Below are 24,789 nucleotides of genomic sequence, written 5' to 3' on the forward strand. Positions count from 1 at the left end.
GCGCGCCGCGCTCAGGGGACCCTGGCCGGCGCGCGCAGTGCGGCGTCGATGCGGCGCAGGATCGCCGCGCTCATGTCCTTGCGCATTTCCTCGACCAGCAGCTCGCGCTCGCTGTTGCGGCCGATGGAATCGGCCGGCGGCGCGATGTAGTCGCGGGACAGTTCCACCGCCTGCTGCGGCACGACGTCGGTGCCGTCGGCATGGCGCAGGCGGAAGACCACGGCATAGCGCAGGCTGAATTCCTGGGCACGACCGGCGGTGTCGATCGACAGCGGCAGGTCGTTCCACTTCTCCGACAGCACTTCCAGCGTGGTCGCACCCCCTGCACCCGCGGTGGCGGGCGTCGCGCCCGCACGCTCCATGGCGCGTGCGAGCGAGTCGCCGAGCGGGCTGTACGGATCGCGCGCGGTGACCGCCAGCGGGCCGATGTCGGCCGGCAGCACCAGCGCATTGCGCAGGTGGAACCCGCAGCCAGCGAGCGGGAGCAGCAGGGCGAGACCGATGGCGAGGCGGGTGATCTTCATGGGCGCAGTCTGGCGGAGGGGGCGGCGGCGGGCAAGCGGGACGTCGCCCGCTTACCCCGCCACGATGTTGACGATCTTGCCGGGCACGACGATGACCTTGCGCACCGACAGCCCGTCCATGAACTTGACCACGTTCGGCTCGGCCAGCGCGGCGGCCTCGATGGCCTCGCGCGAGGCATCGACGGCCATCTCGATCGTGCCGCGCAGCTTGCCGTTGACCTGCACCGCCAGCGTCACCGCGTCGCGCACCAGCGCGGCGGGATCGGCCTGCGGGAACGGCACGTCCTCCAGCAGCGTCTCCGGGTGGCCCAGCACCTGCCACAGGTGGTGGCAGACGTGCGGCGTCACCGGGTTGAGCAGCAGCACCATCGCCTGCAACGCTTCGTGGCGCACCGCGCGGCCCTGCTCGCTCATGTCGTCGAACTTCGAGACATGGTTGAGCAGCTCCATCAGCGCGGCGATCGCGGTATTGAAGCTGTAGCGGCGACCGTAGTCGTCGCCGACCTTCTGGATCGCCTCGTGCAGCTGGCGGCGCAGCGTCTTCTGCGCGGCGTTAAGCGCGGCGACGTCGACTTCCGGATGATCCGGCTGCGAAGCGTGCGTGGTCACTTCGCGCCAGAAGCGGCGCAGGAAGCGCGACATGCCCTCGACGCCGGCCTCGTTCCACTCCAGCGACTGCTCCGGCGGCGCGGCGAACATCGAGAACAGGCGCACGGTGTCGGCGCCGAACTTGTCGACCATCGCCTGCGGATCGACGCCGTTGTTCTTCGACTTCGACATCTTCTCGACCGCGCCGATGCGCACCGGCGCACCGTCGGCCTTCGACTTCGCGCCGACGATGCGGCCCTTGTCGTCGCGCTCGATCTCGACGTCGGCCGGATTGATCCAGTCCTTCGAGCCGTCGGCGTTGTCGCGGTAGAAGGTCTCCGCGATCACCATGCCCTGGCACAGCAGGTTGACCGCGGGTTCGTCGCTGTCGACCAGGCCTTCGTCGCGCAGCAGCTTGTGGTAGAAGCGGAAGTACAGCAGGTGCAGGATCGCGTGCTCGATGCCGCCGATGTACTGGTCGACCGGCGTCCAGTACTTCGCGCGGCCGTCGACCATGTCGGTCGCACCGGGCGAGGTGTAGCGCGCGTAGTACCAGCTCGACTCCATGAAGGTGTCGAAGGTGTCGGTCTCGCGCTCGGCCGGACCGCCGCACTGCGGGCAGATGGTCTTGCGCCACTCCGGATCGGACTTGATCGGCGACAAGACCGCGCCGGACGCGAACGCGTCCTGCACGTCCTCCGGCAGCACCACCGGCAACTGGTCCTCGGGCACCGGCACCGCGTCGCAGGTCGGGCAGTAGATCACCGGGATCGGGCAACCCCAGTAGCGCTGGCGGCTCACGCCCCAGTCTCGCAGGCGGAAGTTGACCTTGCGCTCGCCGCGGCCTTCAGCCTCGAACTTCGCGGCCAGATGGTCGAACGCCTCGCGATAGCCCTTGCCGTCCAGGCCTTCGCCGGAGTTGATGCACATCGCGGCGGGGTTGGTCTTGTCGCCGTACCACGGCTTCCAGCACGCGGTGTCGTAGCGGTGTTCTTCGGGCAGCAGGTGCGGCGGCACGATGCCGCGCAGGCCGATGACCTGCTTGATCGGCAGGCCATACTTGGTCGCGAACTCGAAGTCGCGCTCGTCGTGGCCGGGCACCGCCATCACCGCGCCGGTGCCATAGCCCATCAGCACGAAGTTGGCGACCCAGATCGGCACCTGCTCGCCACTGATCGGATGGATCGCGAACAGGCCGGTGGCCATGCCGCGCTTTTCCTGCGTCTCGAGTTCCGCCTCGGACACGCCGCCCTTGCGCAGTTCGGCGATGAAGGCGGCCAGTTCGGCATTGTGCTCAGCCGCACGCAGCGCCAGCGGATGCTCGGCGGCGACGCTGACGAAGGTGACGCCCATCAGCGTGTCGGGGCGCGTGGTGAAGACACGGAGCTTGTCGTCGCTGCCGGCGACGTCGAACGCGAACTCCAGGCCTTCGCTGCGGCCGATCCAGTTGCGCTGCATCGTCTTGACCGATTCCGGCCAGCCGTCCAGCGTGTCCAGCCCGTCCAGCAGTTCCTGGGCGTAGGCGGTGATCTTCAGGAACCACTGCGGGATCTCGCGCTTCTCGACCAGCGCGCCGGAGCGCCAGCCGCGGCCGTCGATCACCTGCTCGTTCGCCAGCACGGTCTGGTCGACCGGGTCCCAGTTCACCACCGAGTTCCTGCGATACACCAGGCCTTTCTTCATCAGCCGGGTGAACATGCGCTGCTCGTGGACGTAGTAGTCCGGGCGGCAGGTCGCGAACTCGCGCGACCAGTCGATCGCGTAGCCCAGCGACTGCAGCTGGCCGCGCATGTGGTCGATGTTGGCGTAGGTCCACTTCGCCGGCGCGGTCTTGTGCTTGAGCGCGGCGTTCTCGGCTGGCAGGCCGAAGGCGTCCCAGCCCATCGGCTGCAGCACGTTGTGGCCGGTCATCCGCCGATGGCGACTGATCACGTCGCCGATCGTGTAGTTGCGCACGTGGCCCATGTGGAGCGCCCCCGACGGGTACGGCAGCATCGACAGGCAGTAGTACTTGGGCTTGTCGGAGGCTTCGTCGACCTCGAAGGCGCGACGGTCGCGCCAGAAAGTCTGGGCGGCGGTTTCGACGGAACGGGGGCTGTAAGGGGCGGCCTCGGACGGAGCGGAGGCGCCCTGCTGGGCATCGGCAGACACGGCGACGTTCAGTGGGCTGGGGAGCCCACTACCATACCGCATCCCCCCCTCAGCTGCCGAGGGCCGGCTTGCGGGTGATTTCGAAGTGGCACTGGCCCGCCCCGTGGTGCATGCACTGGGTCTCGCGGACCTCGATCTGCTCGCCGTACTTCTTCGCCAGGCCACGGACGATGCCCTTGGCCACGAAGCACAGCCGGCGCTCGGAAGAATAGGTCAGCAGCATCCGGTCGTCGTCCTGGCGGTAGGTCCGCAGTTCGGGCGGATTGCGCTTGGGATTGTGCTTGTGGATGGCGTCGTGGATCTTGTAGCTCGCGTTCTCGAGCACCTCGAACGTGCGCCACTCCGGTTTGACGAACATCTCGTAATACGACACCAGCGACGGGCCGACGAAATCGCCGAAGTCCTCCAGCACCGTCGTCAACGGCGCATTGAGCATGCCCGCGGCGGTGGTGGCGAGCTTGACAATCTCCTCGTCGGGATACTGGGCGACCGGGAAGTACACCTTGTAGCCGATGCCGGCTTCCTTCAGCAGCGCATCCCAGGTGGCGCGGCCACCATGGCGCTCGATCACGTAACTGCGCAAAAAATCGAAAATCACACCGTACATCGGTTCTCCCTGACACCCTGTCGCGCACCTTCGTACCATCGAAGGCCCGCATTCGCCGCCATCGCGGCCGCATGTCGTCGCGCCCTGGCTCCCCCTCCGGCTCGACGACTCCCTGATCCCCCGCCGCATTTAACACACGTCGAGGCGCTGCGCGCAACCGGGCGCATCGCCACCGGCGAATGCCGCGGCAGCGCGCATCCTCCGTGCGCAGACGCGGCTGCGGATCGTGCCTGCAAGACGCCGCAGGAAGCGTGCGCGAGCGCACGAAACATGCAACCGCCACATGCAACCGCCTGATCGATGTGGCGTTTTCCGCACCCCTGTCGAAAGTTTACCCGCCCGCCTCTGGAAAACCGCAGGCGGAAGCGCATACTGCGCGCGCCGTTCCGGTCAGGCCTCCCAGACGCCACGTCCGCAGCACACCATCGCCGCACTCCATCCGCGCCCCGAAGCGGCGCCGTGATGTCGAACGCCGGCCTTCGACGCAACCGACGAACGCGCCCCATTCCTCTTCAGGACACCCATCATGTTTCCCCTCGTTTCTGGTCTTGGTCCGGTGGCCATCACCGGCATCGTCTTGTTCTCGATCGCTGCGCTCGGCGCCGCGCTGTACGCGCTCGGCGTCGTCCGCTACATCCCCAACAACCGCATCGGCATCGTCGAAAAACTGTGGAGCCCCAAGGGATCGGTGAAGAACGGCCTGCTCGCGCTCGATGGCGAAGCGGGCTTCCAGCCCGACCTCCTGCGCGGCGGCTTCCACTTCTTCATGCCGCTGCAGTACCGCGTGCACACGCGTCCGATGATCGTCGTCACGCAAGGCAAGATCGGCTATGTGTTCGCGCGCGACGGCCACGACCTGCCGGCCGGGCAGACGCTCGCCGACAACGCGCGGGCGCAGGATTTCCGCGACGTGCGCGGGTTCCTTGCCGCAGGCGGGCAGAAGGGCCCGCAGCGCAAGATCCTGCGCGAAGGCACGCACATCATCAATCCCGCGCTGTTCGTGGTGATGACCGAAGAAGCCACCTACGGTCTGTCGCTGGACAAGGACGAACAGGCGTACTACGACAACATGCGCGGCGTGCTCGTGCAGCGCAGCGCGTTCGTGCCGGTCGTCATCAAGGAAATCCCGGGCACGCACGAATCCGACCAACTCGCGATCATCACCGTGATGGACGGCCCCGGCCTGCCGCGCGACGAACTGCTCGCGCCCGACGTGGGCGATGACCACAACTCGTTCCAGGAACCGGAGAAATTCCTCGCCGCCGGCGGCCTGCGCGGTCGCCAGGAGCGCGTGCTGGTCGAAGGCACGTACTACATCAACCGCCTGTTCGCGACGGTCGAGTTCATCGGCAAGACGATCATCCCGGTCGGCCACGTCGGCGTCGTCGTCTCCTACACCGGCGGCAAGGGCGAGGACATCACCGGCACCGACTACAGCCACGGCGAACTGGTCGAGAACGGCTGCCGCGGCGTGTGGCGCGATCCGCTGATGCCCGGCAAATACGCGTTCAACACCTACGCCGGCAAGATCGAACTGGTACCGACCACCAACTTCGTGCTGATGTGGAAGTCGGGCGAAAGCGGCTCGCGCTTCGACTCCAACCTGCGCGAGATCACACTGATCACCAAGGATGCGTTCGAGCCCAACCTGCCGCTGTCGGTGGTGGTGCATATCGACTACCGCAAGGCGCCGCTGGTGATCCAGCGCTTCGGCAACGTCGCGCAGCTGGTGGAACAGACGCTGGATCCGATGGTGTCCTCGTACTTCAAGAACATCTCGCAGACCAAGACCTTCATCGAGCTGATCCAGTCGCGCAGCGAGCTGCAGACGCAGGCCTCGGTCGACATGAAGACGCGGTTCCTCGCCTACTCGCTGGAATTCCAGGAAGTGCTGATCGGCACGCCCAAGCCGCAGCCGGGCGACACTCAGATCGAGTACATCATGGCGCAACTGCGCGACCGCCAGATCGCCCGCGAACAGGTCGAGACCTTCGCCCAGAAGCAGATCGCGGCCGACAAGCAGCGCGAACTCAACGAAGCCGAACAGCGCGCGTCGAAGCAGAAGGAACTCACCGCCTCGCTGGTCGACATCTCGATCAAGGAGAACATGGGCGCGGCATCGGTGAAGGCCGCCGAGAAGCGCCGCCAGGAGATCGAGGCGCTGGCGCACGCCGAGAAGTTCAAGCAGGAAATGGAAGGCAGCGGCCGTGCGGCGGCGATCAAGTCGGTCGGCGAAGCCGAGGCCGCGGCGATCAAGGCGAAGTCGGAAGCGCTGGAAGGCGAAGGCGCCGACAAGCAGCTGATGCAGACGGTGATGCTGCGCCTGGCCGAAGCGCTGGAAACCTCGCGCGTGCCGCTGGTACCGCAGATCCAGCTCGGCGGCGGCAGCGGCGCCGGTGGCGACGGCAATGCGCTCGGCACGCTGCTGTCGCTGATGGGCGCGCTCAAGGCCGGCGAACTGGCCCGCTCCCCGGCGATGCCGGCACCGACGACCAGCGAACCGGTGGTCTGACGCACGACGCCCTGCCGCGGCACTGCTCGCGGCAGGGTGCGACGGAACGACCGGTCACGGCGAGATCGTGATCGGCGTTCCCACCGGCACCAGCCGCCAGATCTCCTCGATCTCGGCGTTGGTGACCGCGATGCAGCCATCGGTCCAGTCGCGACCGTAACCGGGCGGCGTGCCGCCGTGGATCATGATGTCGCCGCCGGGATCGAGGCCGCGCGCTTTCGCCCATGCCGCATCGGCAGCGTTCGGATACGACACCCGCAGCGACAGATGGAAGCGGCTGGCGCCGTTGCGGAACGTGATCGTGTAGCGACCTTCGGGCGTGCGCTCGTCGCCCTGCTTGCGCTTGGGCCCGACCGGATCGTCGCCCAGCATCACGCGGTAGCGGCGCACCACCTTGCCGCCACGCAACAATTCCATGCGACGTTCGGACTTGTCGACGCGGATCGCGTCGACCTGTTCGGCTGCGGGCGCCAGCGGCGGCGGCCATGCCGACGGTGCCGATGTCGCGGACACCGTCGCGAAGGAGAGTGCGGCCGCCAGCACCGTGCGAACGAGGATCGGCGTCATGCGAGCGCTCCCGCGGACAGGGACCTGCGGGCCGCGTCGCATCGCGCTCGGACAGGACGGCACTCGGCGAGGGATTCGGCGGCGATCGTCATCGGACAGGCCCGCAGGCGGCATTCGGATGTCGTCGACTCTAGCAGGCGGCCGAGCGCGACGGCATCCGCAGACACGCGACGCCTCCACGCGCGACGCCGGGCGACGGCATCACGTCGCGCAGGCTTCGATGAACCCCTGCGGCAGCGGCCAGACGCCGAACCAGCCGTTGCGCGTGCCGGTGAGCACGCGCAGCGACTGCCCGCGACCGCCGGGCACGCGCGACAACGGATGGAACACCAGATCGCGCAGCGCCGCGACGCGGTCGCGATCGGACTGGAACAGCGGCGTCAGCCAGCGGCTCCAGAAGTGGTAGGCACGCAGGTGCGCACGGCGACCGCGTTCGTAGGTGGCCAGGGCGTCCGCCAGCGTGTCGGCCTCGCGCAGCGCATCGCGCAAGGCCAGCGCATCGACCAGCGCCATGTTCGCGCCCTGCCCCAGTTGCGGGCTCATCGCGTGCGCGGCATCGCCGACCAGCACTGCGCGACCGCGATGCCAGCGTTTCAGCACGCAGTCGCGGTAGCGCGCCTGCGCCAGGCCTTCGGGCACGGCGATGTCGCGCAGCGGGCCCAGCGCCTCGGGCCAGAGCGCGACGACGTCCGCACGCCAGCGATCGGCATCGCGACCGGCGTCGGCGAGCGCGGACACGGGCAGGCTCCAGAAGAAACTCAGGCGCGGCACCGGATCGTCCGGGCGCGTGCCGACCGGCAGCATGCCGATCATCTGCCGCGCCCGCCGGTAGCGCTGGCGCAGTTCGTCCATCCACGGCCAGCCCGCGGCCGGCACGAGACACCACTGCGCGCCCCAGGGATACGGCCGGTCCAGCGCGATCTCGCCGATCTGCGACCGCAGCGCCGACGCGGCGCCGTCGGCCACCGCGACCAGATCGTAGGCGCCGTGTTCGTCGCCGAGGTCGTCGCGCAGCACGCCGCGGTCGTGATCGACGGAAACGATCGATCGGCCACAGTGCAATGCGCGCCGTTCGGTCCACGCGGCGTCGAGAATGCGGAAGATCGCGCCGCGTTGCATGCCGAGGCCGTGCATCGCCGGATGCAGTTCGCGATAGCGCATGTCCATCACCGGGCGTCCTTCCGGGGTCTCGCCGTACAGCCGTCGCACCGGCGCACCGTGCGCCCGCACCGCCGGCAGCAGACCCAGCGACCACAACGCGCAGAGGCCGGTGGGCTGCAGCAGGAAGCCGGCGCCCACCGGCCCCGGGTCGGGCACGCGTTCGAAGACTTCGACGTCGTGGCCATCGCGCGACAACGCCACCGCGAGCGTCTGGCCCGCGGTGCCGTAACCGACGATGGCGATGCGCAACGGAGCTTTCATCGGCAGGGTTCCGGCATGAAAAAGGCCCCGCCGGAGCGGGGCCTCGAATCGGGATGCGACACGATCGCCAGACTCAGGCGACCGGCACGACACCCGCTGCCTGGGCGCCCTTCGGGCCCGTGGTCACCTCGTAGCTCACGCGCTGACCTTCCTGGAGGCTGCGGAAGCCTTTCGCGTTGATCGCCGAGAAGTGCACGAACACGTCTGCACTGCCATCTTCCGGGGCGATGAAGCCAAATCCCTTGGCGTCGTTGAACCACTTCACTGTTCCGTACGGCATATTCCTGATGACCTCGATTGGGATGCGGTGTCGTGCGAACCGCATGGTCGCGGGCGCACAGGCGCGAGTATGCATGTCCCTGAACGGCGCGCAAGGGGAAACGCCTCCGCCGCCGACGTGCGGCGATCAGTCCCAGAGCGTGTCATGCCCTTTTTCGTGCGTCGCGTTGCGCAGCCCGTGGCGCCGAGACAAGGTCCCGTGGCGCAGCCCGGCCGGTGGCCAAGGCAAGCCACGACCGCAGGATCGGCGCCACAGGGGCGCAACCCCAAGGGAAGGCCGTCCGCGGGCACGATCCGGTGTTGCGCACCTTGCCAAGGCGGCCAGCCTTGGCGGCGGCGCGCGCCTTGGCTCGCGCCCGCGGACGGCCTTCGCGACGCATGAAAAAGGGCATGACTCGCTCTAGCCGATCAGCGTCGCCAGCAGCGGGCCGAGCCCGGCGCTCGCCGCCTCGACGTTCGCCAGCACCTCGTCCAGGGTGATGACCTCGTCGGTCACGGGTCCCGCCCCGGCCGCCCAGTTGGCCACGATTGCGAGGCAGGCGTAGTCGAGACCGAGCTCGCGGGCGAGGCCCGCTTCGGGCATGCCGGTCATGCCGACCAGATCGCAGCCGTCGCGACGCATGCGTGCGATCTCGGCGCGGGTTTCCAGTCGCGGACCCTGGGTCGCGCCGTAGCATCCGCCGTCGACCAGCGCGACGCCCGCCCGTGACGCCGCGCCCAGCACTGCCGCGCGCAGCGACGGCGTGTACGGGTCGCCGAAATCGACGTGCAGCACGTCGGTGCCGGGCTCTTCGCACAGCGTCGAGACGCGGCCCCAGGTGTAGTCGATCAACTGGTCCGGGCAGGCCAGCACGCGCGGGCCGAAGCGCTCGGTGATGCCGCCCACGGTGTTGAGCGCGAGTACGCGGGTGGCGCCGACGGCCTGCAGCGCGGCGAGATTCGCGCGGTAGTTGATGCGGTGCGGCGGCACCGAATGGCCTTCGCCGTGGCGAGCGAGGAACGCGACGCGATGCCCCGCCAGCGTGCCGACGCGCACCGGACCCGACGGCGCACCGTAGCGCGTCGGCGGCTGGTGGGCCTCGACGTCCTGCAATTCGGCGAGGCGATAGAGGCCGGTGCCGCCGATGACGGCCATTGCGATCGGTGCGTTCACGTTCACTCCGCCAGCGCGTAGATCGCGGGCAGGTTGCGGCCCTGCTCGTGGTAATCCATGCCGAAGCCGAAGACGTAGCGGTCGACGACTTCGAGACCGACGTAATCCGCGTCGATGCCGTCGACGCGGCGATCGTGGCGCTTCACCGCCAGCACCGCGACGCGCACGTCCTGCGCGCCCTGGTCCTCGCACCAGCGCTTCACCGCCAGCAGCGTGTGGCCTTCGTCGAGGATGTCGTCGACCAGCAGCACGCGGCGGCCGCGCATCGACGTCGCCGGCCGGTGCAGCCACGCCAGCCCCGAGCCCGAGGTGTTGCCGCGATAGCGCGTGGCGTGCAGGTAATCGAATTCGACGTCGAGCCGGCGTTCGCCGAGCGCGAACGCCAGTTGCACCGCGAACGGCATGCCGCCATGCATGATCGTGACGAACAGCGGCGGCGTGTCGTCGTCGGCGTAGTCGGGCACGATGGCGTCGGCCATCGTCGCGATCACGGCGTCGAGTTCGGCGCGGTCGTGCAGCAGATCGGCGGTGGCCAATACTTCGGCGAGTCGTGGTGCGGTCATGCGGAAGCTCCCGGACGCGCATCCAGTCGGCGTTGCGCGTCATCGTGACGGGCATCGGCCAGCAGGCCGTCCCAGCCCAGGGCGCCACGGCCGAGCAGGCCGGTCAGCGCCATCGTGTTGAGCGTGCGGCCTTCGACCGCCGCCAGCGATTCCTCGACGAGTTCCGGATGGCAGACCAGCACCACGTCGCAGCCGGCGTCGAGGTGGGCGTCGATGCGCTGCTTCACCCCGCCGGCGGAGAATGCCGCGGCCATGCCGATGTCGTCGGAGAACACCACGCCGCGGAAGCCCATCTCCTTGCGCAGGATCGTCTCGATCCAGTACGGCGAATAGCCCGCGGGTTCCGGCGCGACCTGCGGATAGGTCACGTGCGCCAGCATCACCGCGTCGGCGCCGGCGTCGATGCCCGCGACGAACGGCACGAGGTCCTCGGCGCGGATGACGTCGAGCGGACGATCATCCACCGCGACGTCGAAATGCGTGTCCTCCAGCACCGACCCGTGGCCGGGGAAATGCTTGAGCGTCGCGGCCATGCCCGCGGCGTGCATGCCGCGCACGTAGGCGCGGGTGAACGCGGCGACCACCTGCGGATCATCGGAAAACGCGCGATTGCCGATGGCGAGGTTGCCGCGACCGAGGTCGACCACCGGCGCGAAGCTCAGGTCGACGCCGCTGGCGCGCACTTCGCTGGCCATCAGCCAGGCATGTTCCTCGGCGAGCGCCAGCGCCGCGGCGGGATCGGCGGCGTACTGCCGACCGAAGCCTTCCAGCGGCGGCAGTGCGCTGTAGCCGTCCTGGAAGCGCTGCACGCGACCACCTTCCTGGTCGACGCAGACCAGTTGCGGCCGCGGTGCCGCGGCGCGGATGGCCGCGGACAGCTCCGCCACCTGCGCGCGCGACACGAAGTTGCGCTTGAACAGGATCACGCCGGCACAGGCGTCATGCTGCAACCAGTCGCGCTCCTGCGCAGTGAGTTCCGGACCGGCGACGCCGATTACGAGCATGGGACAGACTCCAGATCGCGGCCATCGCGTTCGTCGTCGCGCCATTGCGAGAACGGCCGCGCGGCCAAAGCCAGATTGTAGTAACGCACGATGTCGGTGACCTCGGCGCCCAGCCACGGCGGGCGCGCGAAGGCCTCGTCGCCGTGGTCGAGTTCCACCTCCGCCACGACCAGGCCGGCGTTGTCCCCGAGGAATTCGTCGACTTCCCACAGGTGGTCGCCGAACGACACCAGATGCCGCCGCTTGTCGATCAGCCCGCCCACGCAGCGCGCCAGCAGCGCGCGGGCGTCCTCGACCGGGATCGCGTAGTCGTATTCCTCGCGGGTGTGGCCGAGGTCGCGGCTCTTGAGGTTCAGCCGCGCCTCGTCGCCTTCCAGCCGTACCCGGACCGACACCTGCTGCCGGCCTTCGTCCAGCGACGCCTGGTCGTTGAGGTAACCCTGCGCCATCGGGATCGTCCGGTGCGCCTGCGCCCGCCAGCGATCGTCGAGGACGAGGAATTTGCGTTCGATTTCGATGGCCACGGGGTGGCAGGTCCGGTCCGGGCTCAGGCGGGCCGGTATTGTAGGCGCAGCGGCGCGGGAATCCGCGACGGCCCCGACGGGGTTGCGCACACGCCCGGATCGCGTGCTAGGATGAATGCGGTTGCCTGGCAATTAGCGAATTTTTAACAATTCTCGGCCAGCCGGGCGAAACTGACGAACGCCGATCGTCCAACTGCTCAGGGAATGTCGCCATGCATAGCGAAACTCCGCAAGAAAACCGTCCTGCCGAATCCGCGGACGCGACCCACACCGCGCCTCACGAGCGCCCCGACACCCCGGGCTCCCTGGGGCGGGAAATCTCCGAACACACCACCGCCACCAGCGATCGCGATGCGGTCCAGGGCTTCAGCTCGGATACCGGCGACACCGGCCCGATGCTCATGCCGCACGAGCGCAAGCTGTCGGCCAGCGAGCAACGCAGCCTCCTCGCCATGCGCCGCCACAACGACGACGGCGTCGACGACAGCGAGCTCCGCATGGAACTCCTCGCCGCCGCCGAACGCGCCCTGCTCATGGCCGAGCGCCGCCTCGAAGCAGGCACCGTCCACGACCACCACCGTGTCGGCATGTACCGCGGCGGCCAGCACGGCACGCTGATGAACGACTCGGCGCATCCCGCGTTCCCGATGTACGAGGCGGTGCTGAAGGGCCTGCACGCACAGGACGGCACGCGGCTTGCGCTCTCCGCGGACGAACGCAGCAACGTCGCCGGCGCGCTGACCGCGCATCTGGCGCAGACGCCGGGGTTCAATCGCGAAGGCTTCGATGCGAAGCACCTGTCGGTCGCGCTGAACGAAACCAACGACCGGGTGTTCGCGATCCATGGCCAGCAGCCGGGCGCGCCGGACGCGGTCTACGCCAACGTGTCCGTCGACCAGGCGAAGCAGCAGTCGCTGCAGGTCAGCACTGCCGCGGCAATGGTCGAACCGCCGCAGCCGCAGCGCCAACAGGACGCGCCCCAGCAGGACGCACCGGCACCGGCAATGTCGCCGCGTTCGCTCGGCTGAGCGTCCCGATCCGCGTGAATGCACCACGGACGCCCGCGTCGCTGGACGCGGGCGTCTTCGCGTATGCGTGTCAGCGCGGCGGCGAGAACAGCGCGATCGATTCGACGTGCGCGGTGTGCGGGAACATGTCCATCACGCCCGCGGCGTCCAGCGTCCAGCCGCGCTCGTTGACGAGGTAGCCGGCATCGCGCGCCAGCGAGCCCGGATGGCAGCTGACGTAGACGATCCGCTTCAGTCCCTTCAGCGGCAACTGCTTCAGCACGCCGTCGGCACCGGAGCGCGGCGGATCCAGCAGCAGGCGATCGAAGCCCGCGCGCATCCACGCATGCCCCGACAGATCCTGCGCGAGATCGGCGGCATGGAACTGCGCGTTCGCCAACGCGTTGTGCGCCGCGTTCTCGCGCGCCCGCAGCACGAGGCCGGCCTCGCCTTCCACGCCGACGACCTCGCGCGCGATGCGCGCCAGCGGCAGCGTGAAGTTGCCGAGGCCGCAGAACAGGTCGAGCACGCGATCGTCCGGCTGCACGTCGAGCAGCTCGAGTGCGCGCGCGATCATCTTCTCGTTGAGGCCGGCGTTGACCTGGATGAAATCCAGCGGCCGGAACTTCAGCTCGACATTCCACGGCGCCAGTGCGAACGACAGCGGCGGATCCTGCGGCCACAGCGGCTGCACCGAATCGATGCCGCCGGGCTGCAGGAAGATCGCGAACCCGTGCGCCTGCGCGAAGGCGACGAGCGCGTCGCGGTCACGCTCGCCCAGCGGCTGCAGGTGGCGGAAGATCAGCGCCACCGTCGTGTCGCCGGCGATGAATTCGATCTGCGGGATGTCGCGGCGCGCGTCGAGACCGTCGACCAGTGCGCCGATGGCGTCGAGCTTCATGCCGATCGCCGGGATCACGGTGTGGCATTCGCGCAGGTCGGCGACGAAGCGCGGATCGGCCTCGCGGAAGCCCACCAGCGTCTTGTCCTTCTTCTCGACCCGGCGCACCGACAGCCGGCCCTTGCGGCGATAGCCCCAGGCGGCATCGACCAGCGGCGGCAGCAGCGTCTTCGCCTCGACGTGGCCGATGCGCTGCAGGTTGTCCAGCAGCACCTGCTGCTTGTAGAGGATCTGGCGATCCTCGGCGAGGTGCTGCAGCACGCAGCCGCCGCAGGTGCCGAAATGCGGGCAGCGCGGATCGACGCGGTCCGGCGACGCGGCCAGCACCTCGACCGTGGCGGCCTCGTCGAAATGCCGCGACTTCGCGGTCTGCTTCGCCATCACCCGCTCGCCCGGCAGCGCGCCGGACACGAACACCGTCTTGCCCGCATGCACGTCGCCCTCGGGACGGCGGGCGACGCCGCGGCCGTCATGGCTCAGGTCGAGGATGTCGAGGGCGAACGGGGTCTGGTCGATGCGATTGCGGGCCACGGGTTGGTTCGGCGGGAAATGCGGGCCGCGATTGTCGCATGGCGGGCGCCGGCGGCTGGAAACGACGACGCCCGCCAAAGGGCGGGCGTCGTCTGGACCGTGATACATGGACCCCGTGTCATCGGCCATCCATGGCCTGCACGGGGTGAGTCCCTCCCGGACTCACTTCTGCTTCCACGCCCCGCCCTGCTGGTACCACCAGCCGGACTTCGCGCTGCTGATCCACTGGCGGGCGAACACGCTGCGGATCTGGCCTTCCCACTCGGGGTGGCCGTTGGCGACCGCGATCTCGCGGTAGACGGCCTTGCGGTCGCGGTTCTCGTCGGCGACAGCGTTGTTGACCGGCACGCGATCCTTCAGCGCCAGCGCGGCGGGATCGCGGACCACGATCAGGCCGTCGCTGCCGAAACCCAGCGCGCCGGAGTCGAAATGCGGGCGCAGTTGGCTGTCGAACCGCTGCTCCATCCGCGCCTGGATGGCCTGGATGGCCGGCGTCTGGATGTTGAAGTCGGGCTGGTCCTGCGCCATCGCCGGCGAGATGCCGAGCAGGATCAGCGGATCGAAGCCCCCGGACGCCGGGCGATCCACGACGAAGCGGGTCGGCTGGAAGCGCGGGGCCCGCAGCGCCATGCCGCCGCCGGAAGGCGCGGGCTGCGGCGGCGGTGCGTCGGCCTGGTCGAGCACCTTCTCGACGAAGACCTTGGCGGCTTCCTTGGCCTCCGCGGCCGGGAAGTACACGTTGATGGTGACGCAGGCGCTGAGGGCCAGCGTGGACACCATCGAGAGCCCGAACAGACGACGCATGCGTTTTCTCCCGTGAAAGATCGTGATCGAGTGTAGCCGGTCCCCGGGCGGGCGGCGTCAGTGGATGACCGGCGCGATGTCGCCGCTGCCCACCGCCTGGAGGCGTTCCACCAGCGTCGGCCAATCGACGTGCCGGTTGAACCCCACCACCCGCAGGCGCGGCAGCCCCGCGCCCTCGACGATGGTAAATCCGCCGGCTGAACCGGACGTTTCCGTCGACGATGTGCCCGCCAGCCCAGCGCCTTCCAGCCCGGACATCGTGCAGACCGTGTTCTGGAGGCGGCAGGCGATGCCGATGCGGCGGTAGCCGAAGTCGTCGAACAAGCCGATCAACTGGCCCTGCAGCGTGGTGACGAACGACGCGTCGCCGACGCTGGAAATGTTCTGCACCGCGCGCTGGCTGATGCGCTGGCGCACGCCCTTGCGCGGCACGGTGTGGAAGTCGGCGTCGAAGGCGGTGGCGGTCCAGTCGACCAGGCGCAAGTCGCGGATGGCACCGTCGAGCCGGCCGCTGATGCTGCCGAAATCGAAGACCTCGGTGACCGCGAGCAGGTCGAGGTTCTCCAGCGCGAGATCGGCCGACAGCGTCGGCGCGACGCCGAACGGGCGCTCCATCGCCAGCGACGACACGCGCACGCGGCCGTCGAACATCTGCATCTCCAGACCGCCCTCGAAGCTCAGCCGATCGTCGGCGTAGCGCGCGTCGGGAATCGTGCCGCCGAGCGTGCCGCGGAACGCCGGCCAACCGAACGCCTGCGCGAGCCGGCCGATATCCATGCCGTCGAGGGTGAGGCCGAAACCGGCCTCCAGCCGCCGCGTGCCGGACGGCGGCCGCAGCTGGAAGCGATCGAAGCGCAGCGTGCCGCCGACGGCCGGGATCGTGGCCGGCGCGCGCAGCCCGATGCCGCCGCCGACGCTGCGCAGCGCCAGCGTCGACGCGCCGAACCCAAGGTCGTAGAGCTGGCCTTCGCGCCACGACAACTGGCTGTCGACCGGCGTCGATCCGCCCTCGAAACGCACGTCGCCGTCGAGCCCGTCGAAGCGGAAGCGGCCCTTGCCGTCGCGCAGGGTCAGCCCGGCCAGTCGCGCTTCCGCGCCCTGCAATCCGTTCGCGTCGAGCCGCAACCGCGCGTGCGCCGCGCCCGTCAACGCAAGATCACCGAGGCCCGCGCTGCCGAGCCAGCCGGAGAGATAGCGCGCGGGCAGTTCGGCGACGTCGTCGCTGTCGACCGCGACGTCGAGCGCACGCAAGGCACCGTCGGGCGCGAACGCGGCTTCGCCCTGCACCGCAAGCGTGCGGCCGTCACGCCAGAGGATCGTCGGCAGTTGCCAGCCGGCGGCATCGCCGCGGGCACCGATGCGCAGGGCCACCGGCGTCGCCGGCAACGACACGTAGGCGCTGCCGTAGAGGAATTCGCCGCCGCGCAGCGCACCGTCGAGGCCGATCGTGCGCACGCCGTCGTCGCCGAAGCGCGCGTCGAGCGCAAGCGTCGCGCCGAGGTGTTCGGCGGCGATGGTCGCGTCCGGCGTTTCCAGCCCCGCGCCGGCGATCGCGAGCGGTCCGCTCACGCGCACGGGGCCATGCGCGGGCACGTTCACGCGCAGGTGCGCGTCGGCCTGGCCCTGCTTCAACCGGCCCGCGGACCACGCCTGGTCGAGCAGCGCCTGCGTCCACGCCATCGGCACGCGCACGAGGTCGATGCGGGTGTCGTCCGGCGCGGAGGCCTGGCGATGTACTTCGACCCGGGCGTCGCCGCGGGCGAGGACAACGTCGGTGAAGGCCGTGCCGAGCGCGAGGTCCAGCCGCATCGGCGGCGCACGCCCGGCAACGACATCGCCCGCGCAGCGCCAGCCGCCTTCGCCGTCGCGCCGCAGCGGGCATTGCCAGGCCACGTCGCGGAAGGCGTAACCCAGCGAGGGCGCGGCGAGCGCGCCGACCTGCAAGCGCAGCGTGCCGGCGTCGGCATCGGCAGGCCAGTCGAGGCGGACCTCGACGCGCTCCAGCGTCGCCACACCCGTCGACACCCGCGCGATGCGCGCCGTCGCCGTCCGCGCCTCCGCGCCGTGCGGCCAGGCACAGGCGGCCAGCACGAGCGCGAGCAGGATGCGTAAGATCGACGACGACATGGCCGTCAGCGTATACGACCCGCGATGAATGCATCCGACGCCCGCCCCGCCCTTCCGTCCTGCGTGCTGCTGCTGGAGGACGACCCGGTGAGCGCGGCGTTCCTGGCCGCGGCCCTCGAAGCCCTGCCCGCGCGGGTCGCGACGGCGGCGACGCTGGCCGAGGCGCGCGCCGTGGCCGACGGCTGCGACCTGTGGCTGTTCGACGCCCACCTGCCCGACGGCGACGGTGCAGCGCTCTTGGCCGAATTGCGCGCCCGCGGCCTGCGCACGCCCGCACTGGCGCACACCGCGGAAGCGCGTCGCGAGCCGCTGGACGCGCTGATCGACGCCGGCTTCGCGGAGGTGCTGCTCAAGCCGCTGACGGTGGCGCAGTTGCAGGCGGCGGTGCGGCGCGTACTCGACGGCGCGACGGGGATGCACGACACGCCCTCGCCTGCCGCCCCGCCCCGCTGCGGCAAATCCCCGGTCTGGGACGATGCCGCCGCGCTGCGCGCGCTCAACGGCCATCGCGATCACGTGACCGCGATGCGCGGCCTGTTCCTGCAGGAATTGGCGCAGGTCGCGACGCGCGTCGCCGAGGCCGCGGCACGTCGCGACACGGACGCACTGCGCGGCGAACTGCATCGTCTGCAAGCGAGCTGCGGGTTCGTCGGTGCTGCGCGACTGGCGGCAGCGGTCGATGCGCTGCGCGACGCGCCGGACGATCCGGCGGCGCTCGCGCAGTTCGAGGGCGCCGCTCAGGACACGCTGTCGTCTGAACCAGTGCTCTCGGCCGGCTGAGCCGGCGATGGCGCGCGCGGCAGCGCGGCGATCAGTTCCCACGACTTCAGGCCGCGGCCGCCGAGATGGTGCAGCAGCAGCGCGCGCATCGCGCGGCGCAGACCGGGCATGTCCTCGGCGCAGGGTTCGCGGTCGACGGCAAGGTCCAGCAGCGCGCGGCCGGTCGCGGTCTCGCGTCGGCCGACGTCGCCAAGCAGGCGCCGCGGGCCGTGTTCGGCATCGAGCACGTAGCGCGCGGCGGGATCGATGTCGCGGCCGTCGCCGTCGGTGTCCCAGGCGAAGCCCACGCCCAGCGCCTCGATCAGGTCGCGCTCGAACCGGCGCAGCGTCCACGCCAGCGGCAAGTCGACCAGCGCCAGTCGCGCGCGCGTCTCGCCGTAGATCGCGTACAGCGCGCCGACGCCATCGTGCCGCGGCGCCAGCCGCAGCATCAATTCGTTGAGATAGAAGCCGGCCAGCATCGCCTCGCCCTGCAGCCGCGGCGCCTCGTCGATCGCTTCGGCGCCCTGCAACTGCGCGAGTTCGCCGCGCTGCACGCCGTCGAAACGGATGTGCTGCAGCGGCTGCAATGCCGCGCGCAGCTGGTGTTTCTTCGGCCCCTGCACGCCGCGCGCCACCAATCCGATGCGCCCATGCTCGCGACCCAGCACTTCGACCAGCAGGCTGGTCTCGCGCCAGGCGCGGGCATGGAGGACGAAGGCGGGTTCGGCGGTGTATCGCATCAGGCATCGCCCCGCATGGGCGCGTCTTCGAGCACGGCGGGTGCGTCGACGAGCGTCTTGTGCACGATGCGGCCACGCTCCACGCACCATATCCGTGTCTGGCTCGATCGTTTCTCGATGACCGACCATTGCGGCTGCCCCGCGTCGTTCATGAACGAACGCAGGCGCATGGCGTTCGAAAAGGTCAGCTCGATCTCGGGAAGCGTTCCGAGCACCGCCAGATCACGGATCGTCTGCCCCAGGATCGAACGAAAGAAAGCGGGCCAACGCCGCTCATCGCTCCAGGTCCCTCCGAGGATCGAACGAGGTCGCTCGAAGCGCCAGTTCCATTCGATGCCGATGGAAACGTCTCCGCGCGGTTGCCCAGGACGACCATCCGCGAGAGTGGATGATGTCAATGCACCCGCTTCGAGGAAGATCGCGGAACCATGTCCTCGCCAGACATGCCCGATCGTGCGCCCGACCACGACCTCTCGAAGCCCGGACAGCACGCGCTGGTGCCGATCCATTACTGCGGCCGCTCAGTCCGAATACCCGAACGCCTTCAGCGCCGCTTCGTCGTCGGACCAGCCGTCGCGGACGCGGACCCAGGTTTCGAGGAAGACCTTCACGCCGAACATGCGCTCCATCTGCAGCCGCGACTGGGTGCCGATCTCGCGCAGGCGGGCGCCGCCCTTGCCGATGACGATCGCCTTCTGGCCGTCGCGTTCGACCCAGATCACCGCGCCGATATTGAAGATCGGCTGTGGCGGTGCACCCTTGCGCTTCTGCAGTTCCTCCTCGAAGCGCTCGATCTCGACCGTGGTCGCGTACGGCAGTTCCGCGCCCAGCTGGCGCATCAGCTGCTCGCGCACCAGTTCGCCGGCGAGGAAGCGCTGGCTGCGGTCGGTGATCTCGTCCTCGGCGTACAGCGCGGGCTGTTCGGGCAGCAGCGGCAGCACGGCCTTCAGCAGCGACGGCAGGCCGCGGCGCTTGAGCGCGGACAGCGGCACGATCGCGGCAAAGTCGCGGCCTTCGCTGGCGTCCTTCAGGAACGGCAGCAGCGCGCTCTTGTCGGGATAGCGGTCGACCTGGTTGACCACCAGCACGGTCGGGATGCCGGCGCCCTTCAGCGCGTCGTGGGCCAGCGTGTCCTCCTCGGTCCACTGCCCGGCGCGGACGACCAGCAGGGCCGCGTCCACGCCTTCCAGTGCGCCGCGGGCGGCGCGGTTCATCATCCGGTGCATGGCCGAGGCCGTGGCCTTGCCCTTGTCGGCGTGGATGCCGGGGGTGTCGACCAGGACCAGTTGGCCCTCGGGGAAGGTCGCGATGCCCAGCATGCGGTGCCGCGTGGTCTGCGGCCGCGGCGAGACGATGCTGACCTTGGTCCCGACCAGGGCGTTGATGAGGGTCGACTTGCCGACGTTGGGTCGGCCCAGCACGGCGACGTGGCCGGCGCGGAAAGGGGATTCGCTCATCCGGGCATTGTAAGCCCGGGCGGTCGCCGCCGCGGGGGGCGGCGGCGACCGGGGCGGCGGGGCTCAGGTGCCCGAGGTCGCCGCGGGTTTGAAGCGCGAACTGTTCTCGACCAGGATGTAGCTGCAGGTGCCGTCGGTGTTCCACTGGAAGTAGACGTACGACTCCGGCGTGAGGCTGCGGATGATGTCCAGCAGCGCCGTGTTGGTGGTCGAACAGGTCCGGCTGGTGCCGGCGGCGTTGGTCGCCATGCAGTAGCCGTTGCCGCTGTTGTGGTTGCAGCCGATCCACTGCTGCGTGTCGGCGGACGCGCGGGCGTCGGCGAAGGCGCCATAAGCGCTGCGGCCGGCGTCGTTGATGGTGACGGTGTACGGTCCGATGCGGGCGCCGGCGACGGCGGAGCCGGCGGCGAACAGCGCGAGGACGAGGCCGAGCGCGATCTTTCCCTGGGGCTTCATGCGATATCTCCTGTGATGGATGGTGATCCGGTCCGGCGCGGGCCGATGGGTTCAGAACCGCAGCCGGATCCGGTCCTCGTTGACCGCACGCGCGAAGGCGGCGGACAAAGCGAGCTTCTGGTCCGCAGGCAGCGCAGCGATCGTCGCCTGGAAACGCATCACGTCGTCGTGGCCGAGCACACGCCCGGGGAGCAGCGTCGACAGCCGGCGATCGGCGTCGGCGAACCCCGCGGGATCGGGCGCTTCGGCGCGCGCCGGCGCTGCCGTCGCGGCGGGCGTGCCGCCACCGGCACGTTCGAGCGCGGCGAGGCGGGCGTCGATCGCGGTCAGGCGACCGAGCACTGCATTCATCGACGCATCGGACGTGCCCGCGGACGCATGTGCGTCCTCACCGGCATCGGCGCGCGGCACGACGTCGGTGCAGGCGACGTCGCGCCCGGCAGACGCGGGCTTCAGTAGCAGGACGCCCTCGGCGAGGGCGAGCGAAGCCAGCACGACGATGGCGATCGTCGAGACACGTGACATGGCGGATTTCCGTGGAGGGCGATGCGCCTTCCGCATTGCGGACGGCATCGAATGACACGGGAATCTTCGTGCGGACCGGTCAGTCCGCGGGTCACGGCAACGGCATGCGTCCGATCAACGGTCGGACAGCGGAGACCCGTGCAGCGCGATCACCTGCTGGATCACGTGCCGCACGCTCATTCGCGCGGCGCAGCGGCCAGTTCGAGGATGCGGAATCGCGGCTCGATCGCGATGCGCGATGTCGACGGCGGCAACACGGTGCGACGGCCGGTCGCCGGGTCGTGCAGCGTCGCCGTGAAGCCGCGCGGCAATGCCAGCGATTCCGCCACGGGGCCCCAGAAGAAGATCAGCCGAGGGCCGCCGGGCTTCTTCCACGCCAGCACGTGGTTCTGCGCGTGACGGCTCGCCATCGGGCTGGCGACGGGATCGAGCCGGTCGCCGGTGATCTTCAGGAAATTCGCGAGCGCGACGTACGCCGGCTTCGGCGTGGCATCGCGCGTGAGCAGCCCGTAGAAGCGATCGCGCGGATCGGCGCGTTCGTCGAGGTCCATCAGCGCGAACCAGAACACGCGGTCGAAATCCTGCTCCATGCTGAGGGCGAGGCGGCGCAGCAGGTAGTCGGCCTGCGTGCGTTCGTCGATGAGGCTCTGCCACACCTTCTGTCCGCGGTAGGTCGACCAGCCGAATTCGGTGGCCCAGATCTGCTTGACCTTCGCGGCGCGCAGGCGGGTGTTGATCAGGCGCACGCGATCGGCGAAGAGCGCCATGCCGTCGGGCGACGGATCGCCTTCGGGCTGATCGGTGTACGGGTGGTAGGCGATGACGTCCACCAGCGGGAATGCGCCCAGGTTGCCCAGCGCTTCGAGCATCAGCCCGCCGCGCTTGCCCATCTGGCTGAAATACGCCATCCCGCCCATCACCAGCCTGCGGTCGGGAACCTGCGCGCGGAAGCCGCGGACCGTGGTCAGCAGCAGCTTGCCGTAGGCCTCCGGGTCTTCCTGCGGCTGCCAGAAGGGATGGAGGTTGGGTTCGTTCCACACCTGCCAGTCGCGGACGAAGGGATAGCGCCGCGCGAGCATCACCATGCGCTGCGCGAAGACCTCGTTGCTGCGCGGCGGATACTGGTCGATGTTGGTGACGCCCGCCGGTGCCGTCGAGGCAAATCGCGCGGAACCGACCAGGTAGACCACCGGCCGGATGCCGTTGTCGCGCATCGTCCGCATCGCGGCATCGAGCGGTGCGAAGGCATAACGCCCTTCCTGCGGCTCGAGGTGGTACCAGTGCACGTCCAGCCGCACCCACTTCAGGCCCAGATCGCGCCAGCGGCGGACCAACCTGCGTTGCACTTCCGGCGGTGCCATCAGCAGCGGCGCATTGACGCCGAGGTAATCGGAGAAGACGACGGGCTTGCGGACCGGCGGCGGAGCCGCGTGCGCGCCCGTGGCGAGCAGCATCGCGAGCGCGAAGCATCCGGCGACGCGACGGAACAGGGTCATCGCAGCCACGGAAGCGGAATGCATCCCGGCGTCACCGTGCGGCAGGCCGGCAGGCGTTCATTCGCCCAGCGCCGACAGCACCGCCTCGGCCGCGGCCTGTTCCGCGGCACGGCGCGAAGTGCCTTCGCCCTCGCGGCGCAGCGGCGGCTCGGCGAGCGCGCATTCGGCACGGAAGGTCTTCGCGTGTTCCTCGCCGCTCTCGGAGAGCAGCGTGTAGGTCGGCAGCGACCGCTGGCGCCCCTGCAGCCATTCCTGCAGCCGGGTCTTCGCGTCCTTGCCGAGCTTGTGCGGCGGCGGCAGCCTGTCGATCGCGTCGGCGAACCACGGCAGCACCACCGCGCGGCAGACGTCGAAACCGGCGTCGAGGTAGATCGCGCCGACCACCGCTTCCAGCGCGTCGGCGAGGATGGAATCACGGCGGTGGCCGCCGGACTTCATTTCGCCGGGCCCCAGCAGCAGGCGCGCGCCGAGGTCGAGGCGACGCGCGAGCGCCGCGAGCGAGGACTCACGTACCAGTTCGGCGCGGGCGCGGGTGAGTTCGCCTTCGGCTGCCTTCGGCCAGCGCGCACACAGGGCATCGGCCACGATGAGGCCGACCAGCGCGTCACCCAGGAATTCCAGTCGCTCGTTGTGGAGGACCGCGGCGCTGCGATGGGTCAGCGCACGCTGCAGCAGGCCGCCGTCGCGGAAGACGTGTCCCCCGCAGGAGACGGCGGCGTTCACCACTGCACCGGCATCAGTTCGCCGGCTTGCCGCCGAAGGTCGCCTCGGCGCTGAACTTGCCGACCACGTCGAGGTTGTAGATCAGCGGCTTGCGGACTTCGTAGTTCACGGTCATCACCTGGGCGCCGCCGCGGTTCTCGAAGCGCACGTTCTGCGGCTTCACGTTCTCCGAGTAGCTGATGTACAACCGCTTGAAGAACTTGTCCTTGATCTGCTCGGGCGACTGCACGGCGATGTCCGGCTCGGCGGACAGGCCATTGAGCGCGCTCTTCACCGAGAAGTATTCCTGGTACATCGGGAACAGCTTCATGAAGATGAAAAGGAAGAAACCCACCACCGCCATCACGATGACGAAGCTGGCGAAGGTCATGCCGCTCTGTTTGCGTCGCATCTCCGTATCCCCTCTGGAAATCGGCTTGTCTTGGAATCGGCTTGTCTTGGAACCGGCCTGCCGTGGAACCGACCGGCCTTGCATCAACGTGTCCACGGAATCCGGAACCGACCGGCGACGGTGCCCGCGGGTCGGCGTCAGGGAATGCCGTTGCCGATGCGCGAGGCGTCGAAGCCGTCGGAACAGAACCAGCCGCTGCAGTTCAGCCACACCAGGAACGCCTTGCCGCGGAGCCGGTCTTCCGACAGGAACCCCCAGAATCTACCATCATCGCTGCGGTCGCGGTTGTCGCCCATGACGAGGTAATGCCCCGCCGGCACCACCCAGGTGCCCTCGCCTCGCGGGTCGGCGAACTGGTCCGGCAGCTCCAGCACCTGGTGTTCGTGGCCCGGGAATTTCTCGGTGAGACGGGCCGCACCGTTCATCTCGGCGTTGCGGCCGGTGCCCATGAACTCGCCGGCCGCGACGTAGTCCAGCACCTTGCCGTTGATCGTCAGCGTGTGGCCGGCGTATTCGATGGTGTCGCCCGGCAGGCCGATGACGCGCTTGATGTAGTCCTGCCCGGTGTTCGGATCGTCCGGGCCCTTGCCGGGATAGCGGAACACCACCACGTCGCCGCGCTGCGGCTCGCCCATCTGCAGGATCTTGGTGTTGGTCACCGGCAGGCGCAGGCCGTAGGCGAACTTGTTGACCAGGATGAAGTCGCCGATCAGCAGCGTCGGCATCATCGAGCTGGACGGGATGCGGAAGGGCTCGGCCACGAAGCTGCGCAGGCCCAGCACCAGCGCCAGCACCGGGAAGAAGGCGCGGGCGTAATCGACGACGACCGGCTCCTCGGCGCTGTCGAGCAGGTTGTCGGCACGGGCGCGGCGCTTGGACAGGACGAGCTTGTCCAGCAGCCAGATCGCGCCGGTCAGCAGGGTGAGCGCGACGAGCAGGAGTTCGAACCAGACCATGGAAGTTCCTTCGGAACGG

At 69.4% G+C, this 24,789-nt stretch carries 25 protein-coding genes; 3 read left to right on the plus strand and 22 right to left on the minus strand.

What is annotated here, in order from left to right:
• Positions 1-11: 11 nt before the first annotated feature.
• The 3 genes from ACT53R_RS05865 to ACT53R_RS05875 are packed head-to-tail and all read right to left on the minus strand — an operon-like array spanning position 12 to position 3,870.
• Positions 12-524 carry an LPS-assembly lipoprotein LptE gene (locus ACT53R_RS05865; protein ID WP_476170909.1) on the minus strand — a complete coding sequence of 171 codons (513 nt, stop codon included), beginning with the start codon at positions 522-524 and terminating at the stop codon, positions 12-14.
• A gap of 51 nt (positions 525-575) precedes the next feature.
• Positions 576-3,263, minus strand: a complete 2,688-nt coding sequence (gene leuS / locus ACT53R_RS05870) for a leucine--tRNA ligase (RefSeq protein WP_476170910.1) — start codon at positions 3,261-3,263, stop codon at positions 576-578.
• A gap of 49 nt (positions 3,264-3,312) precedes the next feature.
• Positions 3,313-3,870 (minus strand): heme NO-binding domain-containing protein, encoded by a 558-nt coding sequence (locus ACT53R_RS05875; RefSeq protein WP_476170911.1) that lies wholly within the window; start codon positions 3,868-3,870, stop codon positions 3,313-3,315.
• A 526-nt stretch (positions 3,871-4,396) separates the two neighbouring features.
• Here ACT53R_RS05875 and ACT53R_RS05880 point away from each other — a divergent pair.
• Positions 4,397-6,382 (plus strand): SPFH domain-containing protein, encoded by a 1,986-nt coding sequence (locus tag ACT53R_RS05880; RefSeq protein ID WP_476170912.1) that lies wholly within the window; start codon positions 4,397-4,399, stop codon positions 6,380-6,382.
• Between the two features lie 54 nt (positions 6,383-6,436).
• Here ACT53R_RS05880 and ACT53R_RS05885 read toward each other — a convergent pair whose 3' ends face one another.
• The 7 genes from ACT53R_RS05885 to ACT53R_RS05915 all read right to left on the minus strand — a co-directional run bounded on the left by ACT53R_RS05885 (position 6,437) and on the right by ACT53R_RS05915 (position 11,894).
• Positions 6,437-6,949 carry a L,D-transpeptidase family protein gene (locus ACT53R_RS05885; RefSeq protein ID WP_476170913.1) on the minus strand — a complete coding sequence of 171 codons (513 nt, stop codon included), beginning with the start codon at positions 6,947-6,949 and terminating at the stop codon, positions 6,437-6,439.
• A 201-nt stretch (positions 6,950-7,150) separates the two neighbouring features.
• Positions 7,151-8,371: an FAD-dependent oxidoreductase gene (locus ACT53R_RS05890; RefSeq protein ID WP_476170914.1), complete on the minus strand. Its 1,221-nt coding sequence runs from the start codon at positions 8,369-8,371 to the stop codon at positions 7,151-7,153.
• A gap of 73 nt (positions 8,372-8,444) precedes the next feature.
• Complete coding sequence (locus ACT53R_RS05895; RefSeq protein ID WP_476171124.1) at positions 8,445-8,651, minus strand: cold-shock protein; 207 nt, start codon at positions 8,649-8,651, stop codon at positions 8,445-8,447.
• 399 nt (positions 8,652-9,050) lie between these two features.
• Complete coding sequence (locus ACT53R_RS05900) at positions 9,051-9,809, minus strand: S-methyl-5'-thioinosine phosphorylase (protein ID WP_476170915.1); 759 nt, start codon at positions 9,807-9,809, stop codon at positions 9,051-9,053.
• Entirely contained in the window at positions 9,806-10,366 is a 561-nt protein-coding gene (locus ACT53R_RS05905; protein ID WP_476170916.1) for a hypoxanthine-guanine phosphoribosyltransferase, read from the minus strand. The genes ACT53R_RS05900 and ACT53R_RS05905 overlap by 4 nt, the downstream gene beginning before the upstream one ends.
• Positions 10,363-11,370 (minus strand): beta-N-acetylhexosaminidase, encoded by a 1,008-nt coding sequence (gene nagZ, locus ACT53R_RS05910; protein ID WP_476170917.1) that lies wholly within the window; start codon positions 11,368-11,370, stop codon positions 10,363-10,365. Before nagZ ends, ACT53R_RS05905 begins: the two co-directional genes overlap by 4 nt.
• Positions 11,361-11,894: a CYTH domain-containing protein gene (locus tag ACT53R_RS05915; RefSeq protein WP_476170918.1), complete on the minus strand. Its 534-nt coding sequence runs from the start codon at positions 11,892-11,894 to the stop codon at positions 11,361-11,363. The genes nagZ and ACT53R_RS05915 overlap by 10 nt, the downstream gene beginning before the upstream one ends.
• A 212-nt stretch (positions 11,895-12,106) precedes the next feature.
• Here ACT53R_RS05915 and ACT53R_RS05920 point away from each other — a divergent pair, with 212 nt between their 5' ends.
• Positions 12,107-12,922, plus strand: coding sequence for an XVIPCD domain-containing protein (locus ACT53R_RS05920; protein ID WP_476170919.1), 816 nt, complete (start codon positions 12,107-12,109; stop codon positions 12,920-12,922).
• Positions 12,923-12,992: 70 nt separating this feature from the next.
• Here the strand turns inward: ACT53R_RS05920 and rlmD are convergent, their stop codons facing one another.
• From rlmD to ACT53R_RS05935, 3 genes are all read right to left on the minus strand, one after another.
• Positions 12,993-14,333, minus strand: a complete 1,341-nt coding sequence (gene rlmD, locus ACT53R_RS05925; RefSeq protein WP_476170920.1) for a 23S rRNA (uracil(1939)-C(5))-methyltransferase RlmD — start codon at positions 14,331-14,333, stop codon at positions 12,993-12,995.
• Positions 14,334-14,495: 162 nt separating this feature from the next.
• A complete protein-coding gene (locus tag ACT53R_RS05930; protein ID WP_476170921.1) occupies positions 14,496-15,137 on the minus strand; it encodes a YdbL family probable chaperone protein in 642 nt (213 codons plus the stop codon).
• Positions 15,138-15,194: 57 nt separating this feature from the next.
• On the minus strand, positions 15,195-17,264 hold the full coding sequence (locus ACT53R_RS05935) for a translocation/assembly module TamB domain-containing protein (protein ID WP_476170922.1): 2,070 nt from the start codon (positions 17,262-17,264) through the stop codon (positions 15,195-15,197).
• A gap of 24 nt (positions 17,265-17,288) precedes the next feature.
• Between ACT53R_RS05935 and ACT53R_RS05940 the strand changes: the two genes are divergently transcribed.
• Complete coding sequence (locus ACT53R_RS05940) at positions 17,289-18,044, plus strand: response regulator (protein ID WP_476170923.1); 756 nt, start codon at positions 17,289-17,291, stop codon at positions 18,042-18,044.
• Here ACT53R_RS05940 and recO read toward each other — a convergent pair.
• From recO to lepB, 9 genes are all read right to left on the minus strand, one after another.
• Entirely contained in the window at positions 18,002-18,766 is a 765-nt protein-coding gene (gene recO / locus ACT53R_RS05945; RefSeq protein WP_476170924.1) for a DNA repair protein RecO, read from the minus strand. The two genes, ACT53R_RS05940 and recO, sit on opposite strands and share 43 nt — an antisense overlap.
• On the minus strand, positions 18,766-19,275 hold the full coding sequence (locus ACT53R_RS05950) for a hypothetical protein (protein WP_476170925.1): 510 nt from the start codon (positions 19,273-19,275) through the stop codon (positions 18,766-18,768). Before ACT53R_RS05950 ends, recO begins: the two co-directional genes overlap by 1 nt.
• 12 nt (positions 19,276-19,287) lie before the next feature.
• Positions 19,288-20,223 carry a GTPase Era gene (era, locus tag ACT53R_RS05955; protein WP_476170926.1) on the minus strand — a complete coding sequence of 312 codons (936 nt, stop codon included), beginning with the start codon at positions 20,221-20,223 and terminating at the stop codon, positions 19,288-19,290.
• A gap of 63 nt (positions 20,224-20,286) precedes the next feature.
• Positions 20,287-20,679: a hypothetical protein gene (locus ACT53R_RS05960; RefSeq protein WP_476170927.1), complete on the minus strand. Its 393-nt coding sequence runs from the start codon at positions 20,677-20,679 to the stop codon at positions 20,287-20,289.
• A 51-nt stretch (positions 20,680-20,730) separates the two neighbouring features.
• Positions 20,731-21,204, minus strand: a complete 474-nt coding sequence (locus ACT53R_RS05965) for a hypothetical protein (protein ID WP_476170928.1) — start codon at positions 21,202-21,204, stop codon at positions 20,731-20,733.
• Between the two features lie 176 nt (positions 21,205-21,380).
• On the minus strand, positions 21,381-22,700 hold the full coding sequence (locus tag ACT53R_RS05970) for a GH39 family glycosyl hydrolase (protein ID WP_476170929.1): 1,320 nt from the start codon (positions 22,698-22,700) through the stop codon (positions 21,381-21,383).
• 57 nt (positions 22,701-22,757) lie between these two features.
• Complete coding sequence (gene rnc / locus ACT53R_RS05975) at positions 22,758-23,423, minus strand: ribonuclease III (protein WP_476170930.1); 666 nt, start codon at positions 23,421-23,423, stop codon at positions 22,758-22,760.
• Positions 23,424-23,436: 13 nt separating this feature from the next.
• Positions 23,437-23,814: a DUF4845 domain-containing protein gene (locus ACT53R_RS05980; protein WP_476170931.1), complete on the minus strand. Its 378-nt coding sequence runs from the start codon at positions 23,812-23,814 to the stop codon at positions 23,437-23,439.
• A gap of 137 nt (positions 23,815-23,951) precedes the next feature.
• Positions 23,952-24,770 carry a signal peptidase I gene (gene lepB / locus ACT53R_RS05985; RefSeq protein WP_476170932.1) on the minus strand — a complete coding sequence of 273 codons (819 nt, stop codon included), beginning with the start codon at positions 24,768-24,770 and terminating at the stop codon, positions 23,952-23,954.
• Between the last annotated feature and the right edge of the window lie 19 nt (positions 24,771-24,789).

This window comes from Lysobacter sp. DMC104 (genome assembly GCF_056313665.1).